This window comes from Longimicrobium sp. (genome assembly GCF_036280135.1).
In the GTDB taxonomy this organism is placed as follows: domain Bacteria; phylum Gemmatimonadota; class Gemmatimonadetes; order Longimicrobiales; family Longimicrobiaceae; genus Longimicrobium.
On sequence record NZ_DASURI010000543.1, the window covers coordinates 1 to 19,209 of the forward strand.

Annotated in this window: 8 protein-coding genes; 4 read left to right on the plus strand and 4 right to left on the minus strand. The window is 74.4% G+C overall.

Annotated features, from left to right (window positions below):
- Nucleotides 1–908: 908 nt before the first annotated feature.
- On the minus strand, nt 909–2,189 hold the full coding sequence (locus VFZ20_RS17390; protein ID WP_329685187.1) for an EAL and HDOD domain-containing protein: 1,281 nt from the start codon (nt 2,187–2,189) through the stop codon (nt 909–911).
- The gene (locus tag VFZ20_RS17395) at nt 2,186–3,676 is read right to left on the minus strand and encodes a hybrid sensor histidine kinase/response regulator (RefSeq protein ID WP_329685188.1); all 1,491 of its coding nucleotides are present in this window, start codon (nt 3,674–3,676) and stop codon (nt 2,186–2,188) included. The genes VFZ20_RS17390 and VFZ20_RS17395 overlap by 4 nt, the downstream gene beginning before the upstream one ends.
- A gap of 171 nt (nt 3,677–3,847) precedes the next feature.
- On the opposite strand from VFZ20_RS17395, the gene VFZ20_RS17400 reads away from it, so the two are divergent.
- A complete protein-coding gene (locus tag VFZ20_RS17400) occupies nt 3,848–6,505 on the plus strand; it encodes a hybrid sensor histidine kinase/response regulator (protein ID WP_329685189.1) in 2,658 nt (885 codons plus the stop codon).
- The gene (locus tag VFZ20_RS17405) at nt 6,502–6,975 is read left to right on the plus strand and encodes a chemotaxis protein CheW (RefSeq protein WP_329685190.1); all 474 of its coding nucleotides are present in this window, start codon (nt 6,502–6,504) and stop codon (nt 6,973–6,975) included. Before VFZ20_RS17400 ends, VFZ20_RS17405 begins: the two co-directional genes overlap by 4 nt.
- A gap of 863 nt (nt 6,976–7,838) precedes the next feature.
- Here the strand turns inward: VFZ20_RS17405 and VFZ20_RS17410 are convergent.
- Entirely contained in the window at nt 7,839–7,985 is a 147-nt protein-coding gene (locus VFZ20_RS17410) for a hypothetical protein (RefSeq protein ID WP_329685191.1), read from the minus strand.
- Nucleotides 7,986–8,107: 122 nt separating this feature from the next.
- On the opposite strand from VFZ20_RS17410, the gene VFZ20_RS17415 reads away from it, so the two are divergent.
- On the plus strand, nt 8,108–15,337 hold the full coding sequence (locus tag VFZ20_RS17415; protein ID WP_329685192.1) for a PAS domain S-box protein: 7,230 nt from the start codon (nt 8,108–8,110) through the stop codon (nt 15,335–15,337).
- Nucleotides 15,334–18,654: a PAS domain S-box protein gene (locus tag VFZ20_RS17420; RefSeq protein WP_329685193.1), complete on the plus strand. Its 3,321-nt coding sequence runs from the start codon at nt 15,334–15,336 to the stop codon at nt 18,652–18,654. The genes VFZ20_RS17415 and VFZ20_RS17420 overlap by 4 nt, the downstream gene beginning before the upstream one ends.
- A gap of 268 nt (nt 18,655–18,922) precedes the next feature.
- Here VFZ20_RS17420 and VFZ20_RS17425 read toward each other — a convergent pair.
- Nucleotides 18,923–19,209 (minus strand): hypothetical protein (locus VFZ20_RS17425; protein ID WP_329685194.1); only part of this gene is annotated, 287 nt, incomplete at its 5' end.

Sequence of the window (19,209 nt, forward strand, 5' to 3'; positions counted from 1 at the left end):
CGGACCCCGCCGCTCCCGCGTCCGGCGAGCCCGTGCCCGGCGCCCCCGCGGCGCCCGTCACGCCAGCGGAGCCCTCGCCCCACGTGGCCCACGCCGCCCCCACGGCCACGTAACACCGATCGTCCGCGTCCGCCAAGAACGCCGGCCGGAGCATCCCGCTCCGGCCGGCGTTCTGTCGTGAGTGTCGGGCATCCCCATCAGTTGCAGTTCCTCTGCGCCCTCTGCGGCTCTGCGTGAGAAAGCAGTTGCTCCTGGTCCCTGCCTGCTCGAGCAAGCTGCCGCGCGCGGGAGAGTTTTCCTGATCGCGCGGCAGATGGTCGGTTCACCGAGCCTGTCTCCTGGAGCATCCTTCCACGCTTCTCCGGAGTCTCGTGATCCGCATCTGCTGACGGCCGTCATCTTCCCCCGTCGTCGGCTCCGCGACGCTGCGAAGAAGCCGGGCGGATCGGAGTCCTCATCCTGCTGCGCGATCAGGAAGACGATGCGCCCGCGAGAAGCCCGATCCGGCAGCGGATGCTCGGGATCCCGAGCCGCATGTCGCGCGGGACGCCTGGATCAGGGAGGTTCATCCCTCCCGCGGACGTCCTTTCCGCCGCCCGGACGAGACTTGCCCCTCCTCGAAAAAACCGCGATGGGCCCCAGCAGTACGCCGTCGCGTGTACACCGCTGCAGGCATCATCGTACCGCGGCCGGCGCAAGCAACCGGATTGCCGGACGCGCAGCTCCCCGCATGGGCAAAACGAAAACGCGGAGAACGATGCCGTTCCCCGCGTCTCACTTATCCGTCCATCTCACCACGTCCGGCGCCGCGCCCCGGGCCCCGTCGAAGTTTACACCCTCTCCCGCGCAGTTTGCGGGAGAGGGAAGCGAGGCACGAGCGGGTGAGGGCCCGAGCGGGTGAGGGCTCCTCAATACCGCGCCAGACGCAGGTGCTCCGTCGCCAGCGCCAGCGACTCGCGGTAGAGCTGCGCCAGCCGCCCAGGGTCCAGCCCCAGCGCCGCAGACCCGTCGCGCACGGCGTCCCACTCGCCCCGCTCGAACGCCTCGGCCAAGGCCAGGTACGCCGCGTACTCGCCGCGGCGCTCCAGCAGCGCCGCCCGCACCCCCGGCGCCACGTTGATGGCCCGCAGCAGCTGCGCGAACGGCATCCCCAGCAGCGGCTCCAGCGTGCTGAACAGCCCCACCATGAACAGCTCGCCCGCGTCGCCCCCGCCCGCCGCGCCCAGCGAGCCCAGCAGGTGCGCCCGCTGCACGGCCGTGTGCACCAGCTCCCCGCCGCTTCCCCCGCGCCGCGCCAGCGACGACACGAACAGCACGCCCAGCCAGCGCGACAGCGTCTTTCGCCCCGCCAGCTGCACCGCGTGGCGGATGGAGTGGATGTCGCGGCCCCCGAACTGCGCGCTGTTCACCAGGCGCAGCAGCTTGAACGAGAGCGACGGGTCCGCGCCGAACGCGTCCTCCACCACCGGGTCCGTCACCGCCTCGTCCGCCAGCAGGTTCAGCAGGCGGATGAGCGACGCCTGCTGCACCGGCACCTCGCGCCGCGACAGCGTCTCCGGCCGCGCGAAGTAGTAGCCCTGGAACAGCTCGAAGCCCAGCGCCGCGCACGCGCGCCGCATGGGCTCGTCCTCCACCCGCTCCGCCACCAGCGGCCGGCCGTACGGGCCCAGCGTCCGCCGCACCGCGTCCAGCTCGTCCGCCGTGCGGCCCAGCACGTCCACCTTGATGAGGTCTGCGTGCGCCACCAGCGGCGCGCGCTCCGGCGAGTGGACAAAGTCGTCCAGGGCCACGCGGTACCCCGCCTGCCGGGCGGACGCCAGCACCTCCAGCACCTCGCGGTCCGCGTCCACCGTCTCCAGCACCTCGATGACCACGTCGCGCGGGTCGAACAGGCGCCACCCGCCCGTCAGCAGCATCCCGCGGGGAAAGTTGAGCCAGGCCGGCACCCCCTCCGCGATGGCCTCCACCCCCAGCCCCGCCAGCGCGTTGGCCAGCACCTCGGCCGACATGTGCTCCGAGTCGATCCCGCTGGCGGACGTGGCCGTCGCGCTGCCCCGGTACAGCAGCTCGTACCCGGCCCGGTCGCCCGCCCCGTCAAAGATGGGCTGGCGGGCCACCAGCAGCTGCACCTCGGGCGCGTCGGCCCCGTCGGCGGACACGGCGGGGGCGGAGGGGGGGCGGGCGCTCATGCGCCCAGCGCCTCCAGCAGGCGCACCATCTCGTTCATCTCGAACGGCTTGGCCAGGCAGGGGCGCCCCGTGCTCACGTCGTTCTCCAGCCGCGTGCGCCCCAGGTCGCCCGTCATGAGCGCTGTGCGCCCGGCCAGGGCCGGCAGCGTCTCCAGCTGCTCCAGCAGCCGCACGCCGTCGCCCGGCATCCGCGCGTCCACCAGGGCCACGTCGAACGGCGCCCGCTGGGCCGCCGCCCACGCCGCGTGCGCGTCGGCCGCCTCCGTCACCTGGTGGCCCCGGCGCTCCAAGAAGATGCGGATGGCCATCCGCAGGCTGTCCTCGTCGTCCGCCAGCAGCACCCGCAGGCTCCGCGGCTTTGACGGATCCGGCGCCGGCTCGGGCGCGGCGGCGGGGCGGGGGCGGCGCACGGCCGTGTCGCCCTCGCGGGGCAGCTCCACGATGAGCGTGGTGTTGCGCCCCTCCTCGGACTCGGCGCGCACGGAGCCCCCGTGGTCGCGGACGAGCCCGGCGGCCACGGACAGCCCCAGGGCGCCCCCCGTCCCCGCGTCGAACACGCGGCTGAGCCGGTCGCGCGACATGCCGCCCCCGTTGTCGAACACGGCCAGCGTGACCCCCTGCGACGACTCGCGGCTGCGCACCACCAGCAGCCGCTGGTCGGGCCGGTGGGCCAGCGACCGCTCCGCGTGGATCACCAGCTCCAGCACCATCTGCTGCAGGGCGCCCGTCTCGCCCCGCACCCGCGACAGGGGCTCCTGCAGGTCCGTGCGCACCTCGATGCCCGCCGTGCTCAGGGCGTACCGCTGCAGCTCCAGGATGCGCCGCACCACGGCGTTCAGGTCCACCGACTGCCGCAGCTCGGGGTCGTTGCGGCGCACCAGCGACACCAGCGCGTCCATGGACGCCGTGATGCGGTCGCAGTCCGCCACGATGAGCTGCAGGGCCCGCCGCTGCACCTCGCCCTCGGCCTCGCGCTCCAGCAGCTGCGCGAAGGAGCGGATGGAGGCCAGGGGATTGTTCACCTCGTGGGCCAGCCCCGCTGCCATCTCGCCCAGGGCCGCCAGCCGCTCGGCGTTGCGGCGGCGCTCCTGCTCGGCGATGAGGGGCGTGCGGTCCTCCACCAGCACCACCCCCCAGGGCGGGCCGCCGCCGTCCGCCAGCGTGCGCATCACCAGCCGCACGAAGCGCGAGCCGTGGGGGCCCGCCAGGACGGCGTCGGCCTCCGTGTGAAAGGGGGTGCCGGCGGCCAGGTCGGCGCGGTACGCCGGGCCCAGCCCCTCGCCCTCCAGGCGCGGGGCCAGGTCGCGAAAGAAGTCGCGCCCGGCCAGGGCGGCCGGCGCCGTGTTCCAGGCCTGCGCCTCGGCCGGGTTGGCCCAGCGCACGCGGCCGTCCGCGTCCAGCAGCAGCACGCCCGTGGCGGCCTCGTCCGCCAGGTCGCGCAGCACGGCCAGCACGGCCGGAGAAAGAGGTGCACGAAAGTCGGTCATGGGGTCCGGATCACTGCCTTGCTGGGTCCCGTCGGGTGGTCGGTGGCGTCACGTTCAAGTATCGGACGGGCCGTCCGAAACTTTGCTCCTGACGTGCGGGCGGCGGGCGCCGGTGTGCATCCCCCGCTTTGGCCCGCCTGCACCCCCCTCACTAACACCGCCCGGGCCCCCATGGACGACCTGCTCAGGGACTTTCTCACCGAGAGCGCGGAGAACCTCGCGCGGCTGGACCGCGAGATCGTGGAGCTGGAACAGAGCCCCGACGATCCCGAGCTTCTCAAGAGCATCTTCAGGACCATCCACACCATCAAGGGTACCTGCGGCTTCCTGGGCCTGGAGCGCCTGGAGGGCGTGGCCCACGCCGCCGAGAACGTGCTGGGCCTCATGCGCGACGGCAAGCTGCGCGCGGACCCCGCCGTCGTGAGCGACGTGCTGGCCGCCGTCGACGTCATCCGCGCCATCCTGGACGGCCTGGAGCAGACGGAGACGGAGCCCGCCGGCGACGACGCCGCCCTCGTGGGCCGCCTGGAGCGCTGGCTGGGCGACACGGGCGGCGACGACGAAGCCGCCCTGGAAGCCCTCTTTCTCCAGGCCCGCGCCCGCAAGGCCGCCGTCCCCGCCGTCTTTGCCCCGCCGGCCGCCGAGGCCCCGGGGGCCGGCGAGCCCGTTGCCCGGCCCGCCGTCTCCGCCGCGTCCGAGACGACCGCGTCCGCCGCGCCGGAGCCGGCTTCGCCCGCCGCCGCGGCGCCCGCGGCGCAGGAGGGCGGGGAGCGGAGCGAAGCGCGTGCCAGCGTGGCCGATAGCAGCCTGCGCATCAGCGTCTCCATCCTGGACCTGCTGATGAACCTGGCCGGCGAGCTGGTGCTCACCCGCAACCAGCTCGTGCAGATGGCGCAGGGCGAGGACGACAGCGCCTACAACCTGCCCCTGCAGCACCTGAACCGCGTGACCACCGACCTGCAGGAGGCGGTCATGCGCACGCGGATGCAGCCCGTGGGGAACGCCTGGGCCAAGCTGCCCCGCCTGGTGCGCGACCTGGCGCAGGCGTCCGGCAAGCAGATCGACCTCGTGATGACGGGGAACGAGACGGAGCTGGACCGGCAGATCCTGCAGGCCATCCAGGACCCGCTCACCCACATGGTGCGCAACTCCGGCGACCACGGCATCGAGGCCGCGGCCGACCGCCGCCGCGCCGGCAAGCCCGAGAAGGGCACCATCCGCTTGGACGCGTACCACGAGGGCGGCCACATCGTCATCGAGATCCGCGACGACGGCAAGGGGCTGGACGCCGACGCCATCCGCCGCAAGGCCGTGGAGCGCGGGCTCGTCCGCTCCGAGGCCGCCGCCGCCATGAGCGACGCGCAGGTCTTCCGCTTCATCTTCGAGCCCGGCTTCTCCACGGCCGAGAAGGTGACGAGCGTGAGCGGGCGCGGGGTGGGGATGGACGTGGTCCGCAGCAACATCGAGAAGATCGGCGGGCACGTGGAGCTCACCTCCACCCGCGGCAAGGGGACCAGCTTCCGCATCAAGATCCCCCTCACGCTCGCCATCCTCTCCGCCCTCATCGTGGGCAGCGGCGGGCAGTCGTTCGCCATCCCGCAGATCGGCGTCGTGGAGCTCGTGCGCATCGGCGACGAGAACCGCCCCCTGGTGGAGAACGTGAACGGCACCCTGTTCTACCGGCTGCGCGAGACGCTGCTGCCCCTCGTCCGCCTGTCGGACGTGCTGCGGCTGCCGGCCCGCCCGGGCGAGGAAAGCATCGTCGTCTGCCAGGTGGGGGCGCACCGCTTTGGCCTGGCGGTGGACGAGATCCACGACACGCACGAGATCGTCGTCAAGCCCATCGGCCGCATGGTCAAGGGCATCCCCTGCTACAGCGGCACCACCATCCTGGGAGACGGGCGGGTGATCATGATCCTGGACGTGCCGGGGATCGCCACGCGCACGGGCGTCACCGAGCAGTCCGAGCGCGCGCCCGACGGGGCGGAGCAGGCGGCCGGCGCGGCTGAGGGCGACGAGGAGCGCATTCCGCTGGTGCTCTTTGGCGCGGGGGGCGACACGCCCCGGGCCGTGCCCCTGGCCCTGGTGTCGCGGCTGGAGAAGTTCCCCACGTCGCAGATCGAGCAGGCCGACGGCCGCTGGCTGGTGCAGTACCGCGGCGCCCTGCTTCCCCTGGTCCCCGCCAGCCCGGCGGTGGACGTGCGCGACGGCGAGGAGCGGCCCGTCATCGTCTTCACGGACGGCGAGCGCTCCATGGGCCTGGCCGTCACGGAGATCAGCGACATCGTGGAGGACCGGCTCAAGGTGGAGATGGGCCCGTCCGCGCCGGGGGTGATGGGCACGGCGGTGGTGGCCGGGCGCAGCACGGAGGTGGTGGACATCAACCACTACCTGCGCGCGGCGGCGGGCGACTGGTTCGCCGCCCGCGAGGAGGAGGGCGGCCGGCGGCGGGTGCTGCTGGTGGACGACAGCGCCTTCTTCCTGGGCCTGGTGGGCCCCGCCCTGCGGGCCGCCGGCTTTGACGTGGCCACGGCCGGCGACGGCGCCGAGGCGCTGGACCGGCTGGAGCGCGGCGAGCGCTACGATGTGATCGTGAGCGACATCGACATGCCCCGCGTGGACGGCTTCGAGCTGGCCCGCCGGGTGGCGGAAAGCACGGCGTGGAGCGCCATGCCCGTCCTGGCCCTCACGGGGCGCGCCGCGGCGGACCGCGACGCGGCGCTGGGCGCGGGGTTCCGCGAGTTCCTGCACAAGTTCGACCGTGACGCGGTCGTGGAGGCCGTCCGCGCCGCCGCCCGCGCCCACACCCAGGAGGAGGTGGCTGCATGATCTACCCGGCCGATCCCGCCCGCGGCCGCCGCGCCGAGGCCGCGCTGCAGGGCTACGTCTCGTTTCGCCTGGCCGGGCAGTGGCTGGGGCTCCCCGTCGTGCTGGCCCAGGAGGTGCTTGCCACGCAGCGCATCTCGCCCGTGCCCCTGGCCCCGCCCGAGGTGGCGGGGTTCCTGAACCTGCGGGGGCAGATCGTCACGGCGGTGGACCTGCGGGTGCGCCTGGGCCTGGCCGCCCGCGGCGACGGCGAGGCCGCCATGAACATCGTCGTGCGCGACGGCGACGAGCTCTTCTCGTTCCTCGTGGACGAGGTGGGCGACGTGGTGGAGGTGGCCGACGCCCGCGTGGAGGACGTCCCCGCCACCCTGGACGAGCGCTGGAAGGCGTGCTGCGAGGGCGTGGTCCGCATGGAACGGGGACTGCTGCTGGTGATGAACACGGAGGAGCTCCTGCGCTTTGGCGCGGAGTGACCCACGGCGCGGTCGCCGGCCGTCGTCGTCCCGAACCGGCCCATGACCGCCGCCGACCCACGTCCGATGATCGCTGCCGATCGTCCACGGTTGATTCATCCGCCGACGGCGATCGGCGGGTCGTTCGATGACGGGCGTCCGGCGATCGTGGTCGGCGGATCGTGGTCGGCTGATCGCGGATGGACCGTCGTCCGATGGCCCTCGTTCGGTGACTGCGGTCGGCGGGTCGTTCGATGACGGGCGTCGGCGATCGTGGTCACCGGATCCTGGTCGGCTGATCGCGGATGGACCGTCGTCCGATGACTGCGTCGGCTGTCGTTCGATGACGGGCGTCCGATGACTGCGGTCGGCGGGTCGTTCGATGACGGCGTCCGGCGATCGTGGTCGGCTGATGGTGGTCGGCTGATCGCGGATGGATCGTCGTCCGAGGACCGCTGGTGATCGGCTGATTCTGGATGATCACTGTCCGATGACCGTCGCCCGGTGACGTCGGCGGATGGTGATCGGGGGGATCGTGGATGACCGTCGTCCGATGATCGTCGGGCTCGATGATCGCCCATGACCAGCACCTGACGCGCGTCGTCGGCGGCCAGACGGGAGGACGGGCGGGTCCGCGTGGGGAGGGAGAACGGCGGGGCGGGGACGGCGGTGCGCCGTCGCGTCCCGCGGCGGAGACGTGAACGCGACGGGCCGGCGGCCCCCGCTGCAAACGGATGTATGCGAAACGTGGACGCAAATCCCGGCAGTGCGAGAATTTACGTCCGTTCGAACGCTTCCGTTCCGGGCGTCGTGGAGCGATATTTGGAGCGGGAAGCCCGCGCGCCTGCCTTCCGTGTGACACGGGGGGCGGGCGCGCCCGTTTGCTACGCGCGCGGCGGGGGCGGCGCGGCCCGTCCGGCGGCCTCCAGCAGGCGGTCGTTGGCGGCCTGCAGCCGCTGCCGCAGGGCGCGCAGGTCCGCGATCAGGGTGGCGGCGTCGGTGGGCGCCGGCTCCGGGCGTGGGTCGGTCATCGTTGTTCTCCGCGTGGTAAAGGTCCCCGGCTCCGGGAATGATCCGGCCGCCGCGCCGCGCGCGCAAGCCCGCGCGCGCCATCCCGTCCCTTCATTCGCAGCCCCCTTCGGTTCTGCCTGACATGCCGCTCCGCACTGCCGCCCTCGTCGCCACCGGCGCCTCCGTCCCGGCGCGCCTCCTTGCCGGGCTGGTGCTGGCCCTGTGCTACGCCGCCGCCCTGGACGAGCTGCGCCCCGCGCTGGGCGGCGCCACCCTGGCGGTCAGCGTGCTGCTGGTGATCGGCACCGGCACCCTGCTGGGGTGGGCCGGCGCCCTTCCCGTCGTCGTGGGCGTGGTGGCCGCGGACGCCGCGGCGGGGGCCCGGTGGAGCGACACGACCCCGAGCATCGCCGCGTGGGGCGCGGGGCTGCTGGTGCTGGCCGGCATCGCGTCGGCCCTGGGCGAGCGGCGCCGCCGCGCCGTGCGCGAGCTGGCCGTCCTGCAGCGGCAGCACCGGCGCGTGGTGGAGCACGTGCGCGACGTGCTGTACGAGACGGACGCCGGGGGGCGCTGGACCTTCCTGAGCCCCGCATGGACGGAGCTCACGGGCCACCCGGCCGCCACGAGCCTGGGCCGCCCCTTTGCCGACTTCGTCCACCCGGACGACCTCCCCGCCGTCGCCGATCTCTTCCGCCGCCTGTCCGCGGGCGAGGCGCGCGACGCCCAGGCCGAGGTGCGGGCCCGCACGGCCGACGGGGGCTACCGCTGGATGCTGTCCACGGCCCGCGCCCGCCCCGGGGACGACGGGCGGGTGGCGGGCGTGGTGGGCCGCCTGGCCGACGTGAGCGAGCAGCGCGAGGCCGAGGCCCTGCTGCGGCGGGCGAGCGAGGCGCTGGCCCGCCGCGACGCCGTGCTGGCGGCCATCGCCTCGGCGGGGCGCGCCCTGCTGGGCCCGGCCGACGTGGGCCAGGCCGTGCGGCACGCCCTGGAGGCCCTGGGGCGGGGGATGAACGCCGACCGGGCGTACGTCTTCCAGTTCCACGCGTCGCGCGCGGGCGAGCCGGTGATGAGCCAGCGCTACGAGTGGTGCGCGCCGGGGGTGGAGCCGCAGATCGACAACCCCGACATGCTGGACATCCCCGTCACGGCGCCCACGTTTGCCCCGTGGGTGCGGCCCCTGGCCGACGGACCCGGCGCCATCCTGCGCCCGGACGAGCTCCCGGACGAGGCCCGCGCCCTCCTGGAGGCGCAGGACATCCGCGCCTTTGCCGTGGTCCCCGTGCGGGTGGAGGGGCGCACGTGGGGGCTGCTGGGCTTCGACGACTGCCACGGGGACCGCGCGTGGGGCGACCCCGAGATGGACGCCCTGCGCACGGGGGCGGAGATGCTGGGCGCCGGCCTGGCCCGCGCCCAGTCCGACGCGCGCTTCCGGAGGGTGCTGGAGGCCAGCCCGGCCGCCATCTACGCCCTCACGTCGCGGGGCGGCCTTCCCGAGTCGGAGTGGTACACGCCGCGCCCCGGCCGCGTCCTGGGCATTCCCCAGCCCCCGCGGCCCGACTTCGCGTGGTGGATGTCCATCGTGCACCCCGACGACCTGGCGGCCCTGGGCGACCACACCATGGCCGCGCCCGGGCGCGAGCAGACGGTGACCGAGTACCGGGTGGCCGACGGCGCAGGCGGATGGCGCTGGGTGCGCGACGAGCAGCGGCTGCTGTACGCGGCGGACCCCGAGACGGTGGTGGTGGGGTCGTGGATCGACATCACGGCCCGCAAGGAGGCCGAGGAGGGGCTGCGCCGGCTCACGGCCCAGCTGGAGGCGCGGGTGGAGGAGCGCACCATCGAGCTGCGCAACGCCAACCTCACCCTGGCCGCCGAGGCCGAGGAGCGCCGCCGCATCCTGGACCGGCTGGAGGAGAGCGAACGCCACTTCCGCTCCCTCATCGAGCACGCGTCGGACCTCACGGCCGTGTACGACGCGGACGGGCGCGTGACCTACGCCAGCCCCTCCGTGCAGCGCATGCTGGGGTGGACCCCGGAGCAGGTGGTGGGGCGCCCCTTCGCCGACTTCATGCACCCCGACGACCTCGCCCGCGCCGACGCGCGCATGGCCGAGCTCCTGGCCGCGCCGGGGGGCACCATCCGCGAGCCGTACCGCCTGCGCACGGCAGACGGCCGCTGGTGCGTGGTGGAGGTCACCTCGCGCAACCTGCTGGACGACCCCGCCGTGCGCGGCGTGGTGGCCAACGGCCGCGACGTCACGGAGCGCGAGGAGGTGCTGGCGCGCCTGCGCCGCTCCGAGCGCGACTACCACGGCCTGTTCCGCAACTCGCAGGAGGCCATCCTCATCTTCGAGCCCGCCGGCGAGGTGGTGCTGGACGCCAACCCCCGGGCCTGCGAGCTGTACGGCCGTCCCCGCGAGACGCTCGTGGGCACCTCCCTGCGCGCCCTTTCGCGCGACCCCGAGCGGGGCCGCGCCTTCGTGGAGCAGGTGATGGAGACGGGCGAGGCCGTGCGCTTCGTGAGCGTGCAGTACACGGCCGACGGCACCGAGCTGCACCTGGAGGTGAACGCCTCGCCCGTGGAGTACGGCGGGCGGACGGCCATCCTGTCCAGCAACCGCGACGTCACCGAGCGGGTGCGGGCCCGGCGCGACCTGGAGCACTCGCTGTCCCTGCTGCGCGCCACCCTCGAGGCCACCACGGACGGCATCCTCGTGCTGGACCACGCCGGCGGGCTGGCGCACTGGAACGAGCGGTTCCTGCGCATGTGGGGGCTCACGGCCGCCGACCTGGCCCGGGGCGAGGCGGACGTCGTGGCCCGCGCGGCGGCGCTGCTGGACGAGCCCGGCGCCCTCATGGCGGCCGCCCGGGCCGTGGACGCCGACGGCGAGTGGAACGACGTGCTGCGCCTGCGCGACGGACGCGTCTTCGAGCGCTACTCCCTGCCGCAGCGGCTGGACGGGCGCGTGGTGGGCCGCGTGTGGGCGTTTCGCGACGTCACCGAAGCGGAGCGGGCCCGCGAGGAGCGGGAGCGCTCGCTTTCCCTCGTGCAGGCCACCCTGGAGTCCACCGCCGACGGCATCCTGGTGGTGGACCGGACGGGGCGCATGGTGAGCTGGAACGCCCGCTTTACCGAGCTGTGGGGCCTTCCCGCCGACGTCATGGCGTTGGGCGACGACGACGCGGCCATCGCCTGGGCGGCGTCGCTCACCCGTGACCCGGGGGCGTTCGACGCCGGCATCCGGGCCCTGCACGCCCGCCCCGAGGCCGAGAGCCTGGACCTGGTGCCCCTGCGCGACGGCCGCATCTTCGAGCGCTTCTCCCGTCCCCAGCGCATCGGCGACGCCCTCGTGGGGCGGGTGTGGAGCTACCGCGACATCACCGAGCGCATGCGCTCCGCCGAGGCGCTGCGGGCCAGCGAGGAGCGCTTTCGGCAGATCGCCGACAACATCCACCAGGTGTTCTACATGGTGGAGGTGGAGGAGGACCGGGTGAGCTACGTGAGCCCGGCCTTCGAGGAGATCTTCGGCATCCCCGCCGACACGCTGCTGCGCGACCGCCACGCCTGGTACGACCTGCTGCACCCCGACGACGTGGAGCGGCTGCGCGAGGCGGCGTACGCGGGCACGGAGGGGATGGAGCTGTCGTACCGCATCACCCGCCCCGACGGGCAGCTGCGGTGGCTGCGCACCCGCTCCGTGCCCGTGCACGACGCCGAGGGGCGGGTGTACCGCGTGGCCGGAATCACCGAGGACGTCACGGAGCGCGTGCTGGCCGAGGAGGCCGTGCGGGCCAGCGAGGCCCGCTTCCGCGAGATCGTGAGCGCCCTGAGCGGCGTGTTCTACGTCATCGACATCGAGCCCCTGCGGGCCACCTACCTGAGCCCCGGCTTTGCCCAGGTGTTCGGCCTGGGGGCGGCCCCGGTGATGGACGACATCCGCCTCTGGGTGTCCCTCATCCACCCCGACGACCAGGCCCGGGTGGCCGCCGCCCTGGCCGAGCGGGGCAGGCCCGTCGACATCACCTACCGCATCGTCCACTCCGACGCGGGGGTGCGGTGGATCCAGACCCGCAACGTCCCCGTGGCCGACGAGGACGGCGTGGTGCGCCGGGCCGTGGGGCTGAGCCAGGACGTGACGGACCGGGTGACGGCCGAGCAGGCCGTGCGGACGAGCGAGGCCCGCTTCCGCGAGATCGCCGGGGCCCTCTCGGGCGTGTTCTACATGGCCGAGCTGGACCCCCTGCGGGTGACGTACGTGAGCCCCGCGTTCGAGCAGGTGTTCGGCCGCGACCCGTCGGAGCTGCTGGCCGACATCCGGGCGTGGCTGCGCTACGTGCACCCCGACGACCGCGACTACGTGGCCACGCACCTGGGGGGCACGGGCGAGGCCGTGGACCTCACCTACCGCGTGGTGCGCCCCGACGGTGACGTGCGGTGGGTGCACTCCCGCGGCTTTCCCGTGACGGACGAGGACGGCGTGGTGCGCCGCTCCGTGGGGATGACGGAGGACGTGACGGAGCGCGTCCGCGCCGAGCACGCCCTGGCGGCCAGCGAGGAGCGCTTTCGCGAGATGGCCGAGAACATCCGCGAGGTGTTCTACATCCTGGACCTGGACAGCAACACCCTGCTGTACCTGAGCCCCGCGTACGAGGAGGTGTGGGGGCGCCCCCGCGACGAGGCCATGCGCGACCCGGCGGCCTGGGCCCGGGCCGTGCACCCCGACGACGGCGCGGCCCTGTGGAGCCGCGACGAGGTCACGGGGGTGCGCGAGTCGTCGTACCGCATCATCCGCCCCGACGGCGAGGTGCGGTGGATCCGCAGCCGCGGGTTCCCCGTGCGCGACGCCGAGGGCCGCGTGTACCGCCTGGCCGGCCTGGCCGAGGACGTCACCGACCGGCTGCGGGCCGAGGAGGCCCTGCGGGCCAGCGAGGAGCGCTTTCGCCAGCTGGCCGAGACGGTGGACGAGGTGTTCTACATCTACGACATGCGCGAGCTGCGCGTGCTGTACGTGAGCCCCGCGTACGAAAAGGTGTGGGGGCGCCCCGTGGACGAGGTGCTGCGCGACCCCGGCGCCTGGGACGCGGGCGTGCACCCCGACGACGCCGACCGGCTGGCCCGGGCCATGGGCTCGCCGGGGGCCGAGTACGAGGTGGAGTACCGCGTGGTGCGCCCCGACGGCGAGACTCGCTGGGTGCGCGGCCGCGGCTACCCCGTGCGCGATGCCGAGGGCCGGGTGTACCGCGAGGTGGGCGTGGCCCACGACGTCACGGAGCGGGTGCGGGCCGAGGAGGCCCTGCGCACCAGCGAGGAGCGCTTTCGCCAGCTGGCCGAGACCGTGGGCGAGGTGTTCTACGTGTACGACATCGCCCAGGAGCGCATGCTGTACGTGAGCCCCGCCTACGCCGGGATCTGGGGCCGCGCGCCCGACGAGGTGCTGCGCGACCCCCACGCGTGGCTGGCCGCCGTGCACCCCGACGACGCCGGGCGGCTGGCCCGCACCATGGGCTCGCCGGGGGTGGAGTACGAGGCGGAGTACCGCGTGGTGCGCCCCGACGGCGAGGTGCGCTGGATCCACGGCCGCGGCTACCCCGTGCTGGACGCCGAGGGCCGCGTGTACCGCGAGGTGGGCGTGGCCGACGACGTCACCGCCCGCAAGGCCGCCGAGGAAGCCATCCGCCAGGCGGAGCGCCGCGCCCAGCACACGGCGGAGCGCATGCGCGCCATCGCCGAGGCCGCCGCGGCCGTCGTGGGCGCCGACTCGCCCCGGGCCCTGCAGGAGGCCCTGGAGGAGATCTCGGCGGGGGTGCTGCGCTTCGACGCCTGCTTCCTGCTGCTGTACGACGAAGCGGCGCAGACCTTTTCCACCGTGGGCGGCACGGACGCGGGGGTGCCCGTGCCCCCCGGGGTGAGCCCCGCCGCCGGCACCCCGGCGGAGCGGGTGGTGCGCGAGCGGCGCACCCTCGTGGCCCGCCGGGCCGACGACCCCGCCGGGGCGGGCGCGCCCGTCATCGGCACGGGGCGCCGCTCGCAGTCCGTCATCCGCGCCCCCGTGCTGGGCGCCCGCGGGGTGCAGGGGGTGCTGGCCCTGCACAGCTACACCCCGGACCTGTACACCCCCGAGGACGTGGAGGTGGTGGAGGCCCTGGCGGCCCTGGCCGGCACGGCGCTGGAGAACCTGCGCCTGGCCCGGGAAAAGCGCGAGGCCCGCGAGGCCCTGGGCGACAGCCAGCGGCAGCTGCTGCACTCGCAGAAGATGGAGGCCGTGGGGCGCCTGGCGGGCGGCATCGCCCACGACTTCAACAACATGCTCATGGCCATCGGCGGGCACGCCGAGCTGCTGCGGGGCGACCCCGACCTGCCCCCCGCCAGCCGCTGGCAGGCCGAGGAGATCCGCAAGGCGGCCGACCGGGCCGCGGGGCTCACCCGGCAGCTGCTGGCCTTCAGCCGCAAGCAGGTGCTGCAGCCCCGCTCCCTCTCCGTCAACGCCGTCATCACCGACGTGGAGGACATGCTGCGGCGGCTCATCGGCGAGGACGTGCGGCTGCGGACGTCGCTGTCCGCCAGCGTGGGCGTGGTGCGGGCGGACCCCGGCCAGCTGGAGCAGGTGCTGATGAACCTGGCCGTGAACGCCCGCGACGCCATGCCCGGGGGTGGCACCCTCACCATCGAGACGGCCAACGTGGCCCTGGACGCGCCCGTGGCCGTGGACGAGGACCAGGTGGCGCCCGGGCGCTACGTCATGCTCGCCGTGCGCGACACGGGGGTGGGGATGGACCCCGGGGTGCGGCAGCGCATCTTCGAGCCCTTCTTCACCACCAAGCCCCAGGGCAAGGGGACGGGGCTGGGGCTGAGCACCGTGTACGGCATCGTGCGCCAGTCCGGGGGCCACATCCGGGTGGAGAGCGCGCCGGGGCAGGGCACGCGCTTCACCATCTGGCTCCCCCGCGAGGACGCCCCCCACGAGGTGCCCGCCGTGGCCCAGGCCCGCCCGCCGGAGCAGGGGAGCGAGTCGGTGCTGCTGGTGGAGGACGACGAGGTGGTGCGGGGGCTGCTCGCCATGTTCCTGCGGCGCCTGGGCTACGACGTCATCTCCGCGGGGGGCGGCGACGAGGCCCTGTCGCTGGTGGAGGCCGCCGGCGCGCCCCCCCAGCTGCTGCTGACGGACGTGGTGATGCCGGGAATGAGCGGCCGCGAGCTGGCCGGCGCCGTGCGCGCGCGCTGGCCCGGGGTCAAGGTGATCTACATGTCGGGCTACACCAACGAGGCCATCGACCGGCACGGCGTGCTGGATCCCGGCTCGGAGTTCATCCAGAAGCCCGTGGCCCCCGACGTCCTCGCGCAGCGGCTGCGCGAAGTGCTGGAGGGCCGGTGAGCGGCGGGGCCATGCCGCCGGCGCACCCCGTGCTCCCCGGGGCCGAGGACCGGGCGCGGGTCCTGGGCGCCGCGGGCCGGCTGGAGACCCTGCGCCGCACGGGGCTGCTGGACGGCCCCGGCGAGGCGGCGTTCGACCGCCTGTCGGCGTGCGCCGTGCGCCTGCTGCGCGTTCCCGCGGCCCTGGTGACCCTCGTGAGCGACGACCGGCAGTGCTTCACGGGGTGCGTGGGGCTGCCGGAGCCGTGGATGAGCGCGCGCGAGACGCCCCTCTCCCACTCGTTCTGCCAGCACGTGGTGGCCACGGGGGGGCCGCTCGTCATCCGCGACGCCCGCGAGCACCCGCAGCTGCGCGCGAGCCCCGCCATCGCCGACCTGCGGGTGGTGGGATACCTGGGCGTGCCCCTGCTGGCGCCGGACGGCAGCGTCCTGGGCTCGTTCTGCGCCATCGACCGCGACCCGCGGGCGTGGACGGACGAGGAGGTGCGGGGGGTGCAGGACCTGGCCCGCTGGGCCGCCGCCGAGGTGGAGCTGCGGCTGGAGCGGGCCGAGCTGGTGCGGGTGGCGGGCGAGCGCGAGGCGCTGGCGGCGGAGCTGCGGGCCTCGGCGGCGGCGCTGGAGGGCACGGTGGCCCGGCGCACGGCCGAGCTGGAGCACACGGTGGAGCGGCTGCGCCGCAGCGAGGCCGACGCCCGGCACCTCTTCGAGCGCGCGGGCGACGGCATCCTCCTGGTGGACCCGGCGCACGGCACCGTGCTGCGGGCCAACCCCGCCGCGTGCGCCCTCTTCGGCGTGCCCCGCGCGCGGCTGGAGGGGGGACCCGCGCCCCTGCCCCTGGCGGGCGCCCCGGGCGCCGCCGGGCCCGTGAGGGTGCACGCCGTCCACGCGCGCCCCGACGGCGCCCCGGTGCACCTGGAGGCCAGCCTGGCCCCCGTGGAGCACGACGGGCGCCCGGCCCTGCTGTGCGGCTGCCGCGACGTCACGGCCCGCGTGCGCGCCGAGGCGGCCCTGCGCGAGGAGGAGCGGCGCTTCCAGGACGTCGTGGAGCGCATGGCCGAGGCGCTCATCATCACCGACCTGGAGAGCCGCATCGTCTACGCCAACCCGCGGGTGGAGGAGATCTTCGGCTGGCGCCCCGGGGAGCTGCTGGGGCACGTGAGCGGCGAGGTGCTGGTGGCGCCCGAGGAGCGTGACGGGATGATGGCCCGCCTGGAGCGCCGCAAGGGGGGGGACCACGAGCGCTACCAGGTGCGGTCGCTGCGGCGCGACGGGTCGCGGGGGTGGATCGAGGTGGCCGCCGCGCCCTTCCGCGACGCCGACGGCAACGTCGTGGGCACCCTGGGCGCCGTGACGGACGTGACGGAGCCGCGGCGTGTGCGCGAGGAGCTGGAGCAGTCGCTGTCCCTGCTGCGCGCCACCCTGGACGCCACCACGGACGGCATTCTCGTCGTGGACCTGGAGGGGCGGGTGCGCGGGTGGAACCCCCGCTTTGCCGAGATGTGGGACGTGGTGCCCCCCGGCGACGGCGAGGCCGACGACCCGCTCCTGCACAGCGTGGCGGAGCGGGCGGCGGATCCCGCGGGGTTCGTGGCGCGGGTGCGCGAGCTGTACCGCCACGCCGACGCCGTGAGCCACGACGAGGTGGTGCTGGCCGACGGGCGCGTGTTCGAGCGCACGTCGCGCCCCCAGCGCGTGGGCGACCGCATCGTGGGGCGCGTGTGGAGCTTTCACGACGCCACCCGCCACCGCCGGGCCGAGGCCGGGCTGCAGGCCCAGCGGGCGTACCTGGCCGCCGTGCTGGACGCCCTTCCCAGCGCCGTGTGGGTCAAGGACTGGGACGGGCGCTTCGTCCTGGGCAACCGCGCCCTGGCGGACCTCTACGACACCACCCCGGCGGCCCTGATCGGGTGCACGGACGGCGACTTCAACCCCGATGCCGAGCAGGTGCGCGGGTTCCTGGAGGGCGACCGCGAGGTCATCCGCAGCCGGCGCATGCTGTCGGTGGAGGAGCCCATCACCCTGCCCGTCTCGGGCGAGACGCGCTGGTTCAGCACCCGCAAGGTGGCGCTCTTTCCCCCGGACGGCGGGCGGCTGCAGGTGCTGGGCGTGGCCACCGACATCACCGACCGGCGCGAGGCCGAGCGGGCCCTGCGCGAAAGCCAGCGGCAGCTGCTGCACTCGCAGAAGATGGAGGCCGTGGGGCGCCTGGCGGGCGGCATTGCTCACGACTTCAACAACATGCTCATGGCCATCGGCGGGCACGCCGAGCTGCTGCGCACGGCCGACGGCGTCCCCGACGACGCGCGGTGGCACGCGGCCGAGATCCGCAAGGCGGCCGACCGGGCCGCGGGGCTCACCCGCCAGCTTCTGGCCTTCAGCCGCAAGCAGGTGCTGCAGCCCCGCGCGCTGTCCATCAACGCCGTCGTCACCGACGTGGAGAGCATGCTGCGGCGGCTCATCGGCGAGGACGTGCGGCTGCGCACGTCGCTCTCCGCCAGCGTGGGCGTGGTGCGGGCGGACCCCGGCCAGCTGGAGCAGGTGCTGATGAACCTGGCCGTGAACGCCCGCGACGCCATGCCCGAGGGGGGCACGCTCACCATCGAGACGTCCAGCGTGATGCTGGAGGGGCGCGTGGCCGAGGACGGCGACGAGGTGGCGGCGGGCCCGTACGTCATGCTCGCCGTGCGCGACACGGGGGTGGGGATGGACGAGGGGGTGCGGCAGCGCGTCTTCGAGCCCTTCTTCACCACCAAGCCGCAGGGCAAGGGCACGGGGCTGGGGCTGTCGACGGCGTACGGCATCATCCGCCAGTCCGGCGGGCACGTGCGGGTGGAGAGCGAGGCGGGCGCGGGCACCACCTTTCGCATCTACCTGCCCGTGGAGCGGTCGCCGCAGGCGGCCCCGGAGCGCGTGGCCGATACGGGCCCGGCGCCGGGCGGCAGCGAGACGGTGCTGCTGGTGGAGGACGACGAGGTGGTGCGGGGGCTGCTGGCCATGTTCCTGCGGCGGCTGGGCTACGACGTGGTGGCCGCCGACGGCGGGGCCCAGGCCCTGTCGCTGGCCGAGGCCGCCGGCGCGCCGCCCCAGCTGCTGCTGACGGACGTGGTGATGCCGGGGATGAGCGGCCGCGAGCTGGCGGGCGCCGTGCGCGCGCGGTGGCCGGAGGTCCGGGTCATCTACATGTCGGGCTACACCAGCGAGGCCATCGACCGGCACGGGGTGCTGGAGCCCGGGGCGGAGTTCATCCAGAAGCCGGTGGCCCCCGACACGCTGGCCCGGCGCCTCCGCGACGTGCTGGGCCCCCCGCCCGCGGAGTAGGAGGGGTCGGATCGTCGCGGACGGAGCGGGAAAGGACGCGGATGACAGGCTCATCCACGTCCTTTCCATTTGCTTGCCGTGATACAAGAGAAGCGCGCCGCCGGCACAGACGCGCGGGATGGTTCCACGAAGGATCGCACACGGCGCCTGCGGCGAACGGAGACAGCGGTTTTCTTTTGATCCGTTACCGTTGACTCCGTTGGCCGAAGGCCCCGTGTGAGAATGCTGTTTCAACCCCCAGGGAACAGCTGATCTCCGGATTCGGGGACTACGAGATGTTCAGCGTCCGGGCCGAGACGGCTTTCCACCCGGTGGCGTCCCGCCGGAGCGTCACGCGGAAGATCCCGTCCTGGACGGGCTGCTTGGTAAGGTTGCCGAGCCACATCGCCTTGACGACCACCACGGCGGAGTCCCCGCCGATCTCCGGATTGTCCACGGCAAAGATGGCCACCCCGTCCCGCAGGGTGCAGCTGCGGAGGTTGTCGGACGCACACACCCGCGCATCGTCGATGTTGCCCGGCCGGGCCGCGGTGAGCTCGAGCACCGAGGCGGCCA

Excerpts from the sequence above, each read along its gene's own strand:
- VFZ20_RS17390 (WP_329685187.1), bottom strand. The coding sequence starts at position 2,189 with ATGAGCGCCCGCCCCCCCTCCGCCCCCGCCGTGTCCGCCGACGGGGCC.
- VFZ20_RS17395 (WP_329685188.1), bottom strand. The coding sequence starts at position 3,676 with ATGACCGACTTTCGTGCACCTCTTTCTCCGGCCGTGCTGGCCGTGCTG.
- VFZ20_RS17400 (WP_329685189.1), top strand. The coding sequence starts at position 3,848 with ATGGACGACCTGCTCAGGGACTTTCTCACCGAGAGCGCGGAGAACCTC.
- VFZ20_RS17405 (WP_329685190.1), top strand. The coding sequence starts at position 6,502 with ATGATCTACCCGGCCGATCCCGCCCGCGGCCGCCGCGCCGAGGCCGCG.
- VFZ20_RS17410 (WP_329685191.1), bottom strand. The coding sequence starts at position 7,985 with ATGACCGACCCACGCCCGGAGCCGGCGCCCACCGACGCCGCCACCCTG.
- VFZ20_RS17415 (WP_329685192.1), top strand. The coding sequence starts at position 8,108 with ATGCCGCTCCGCACTGCCGCCCTCGTCGCCACCGGCGCCTCCGTCCCG.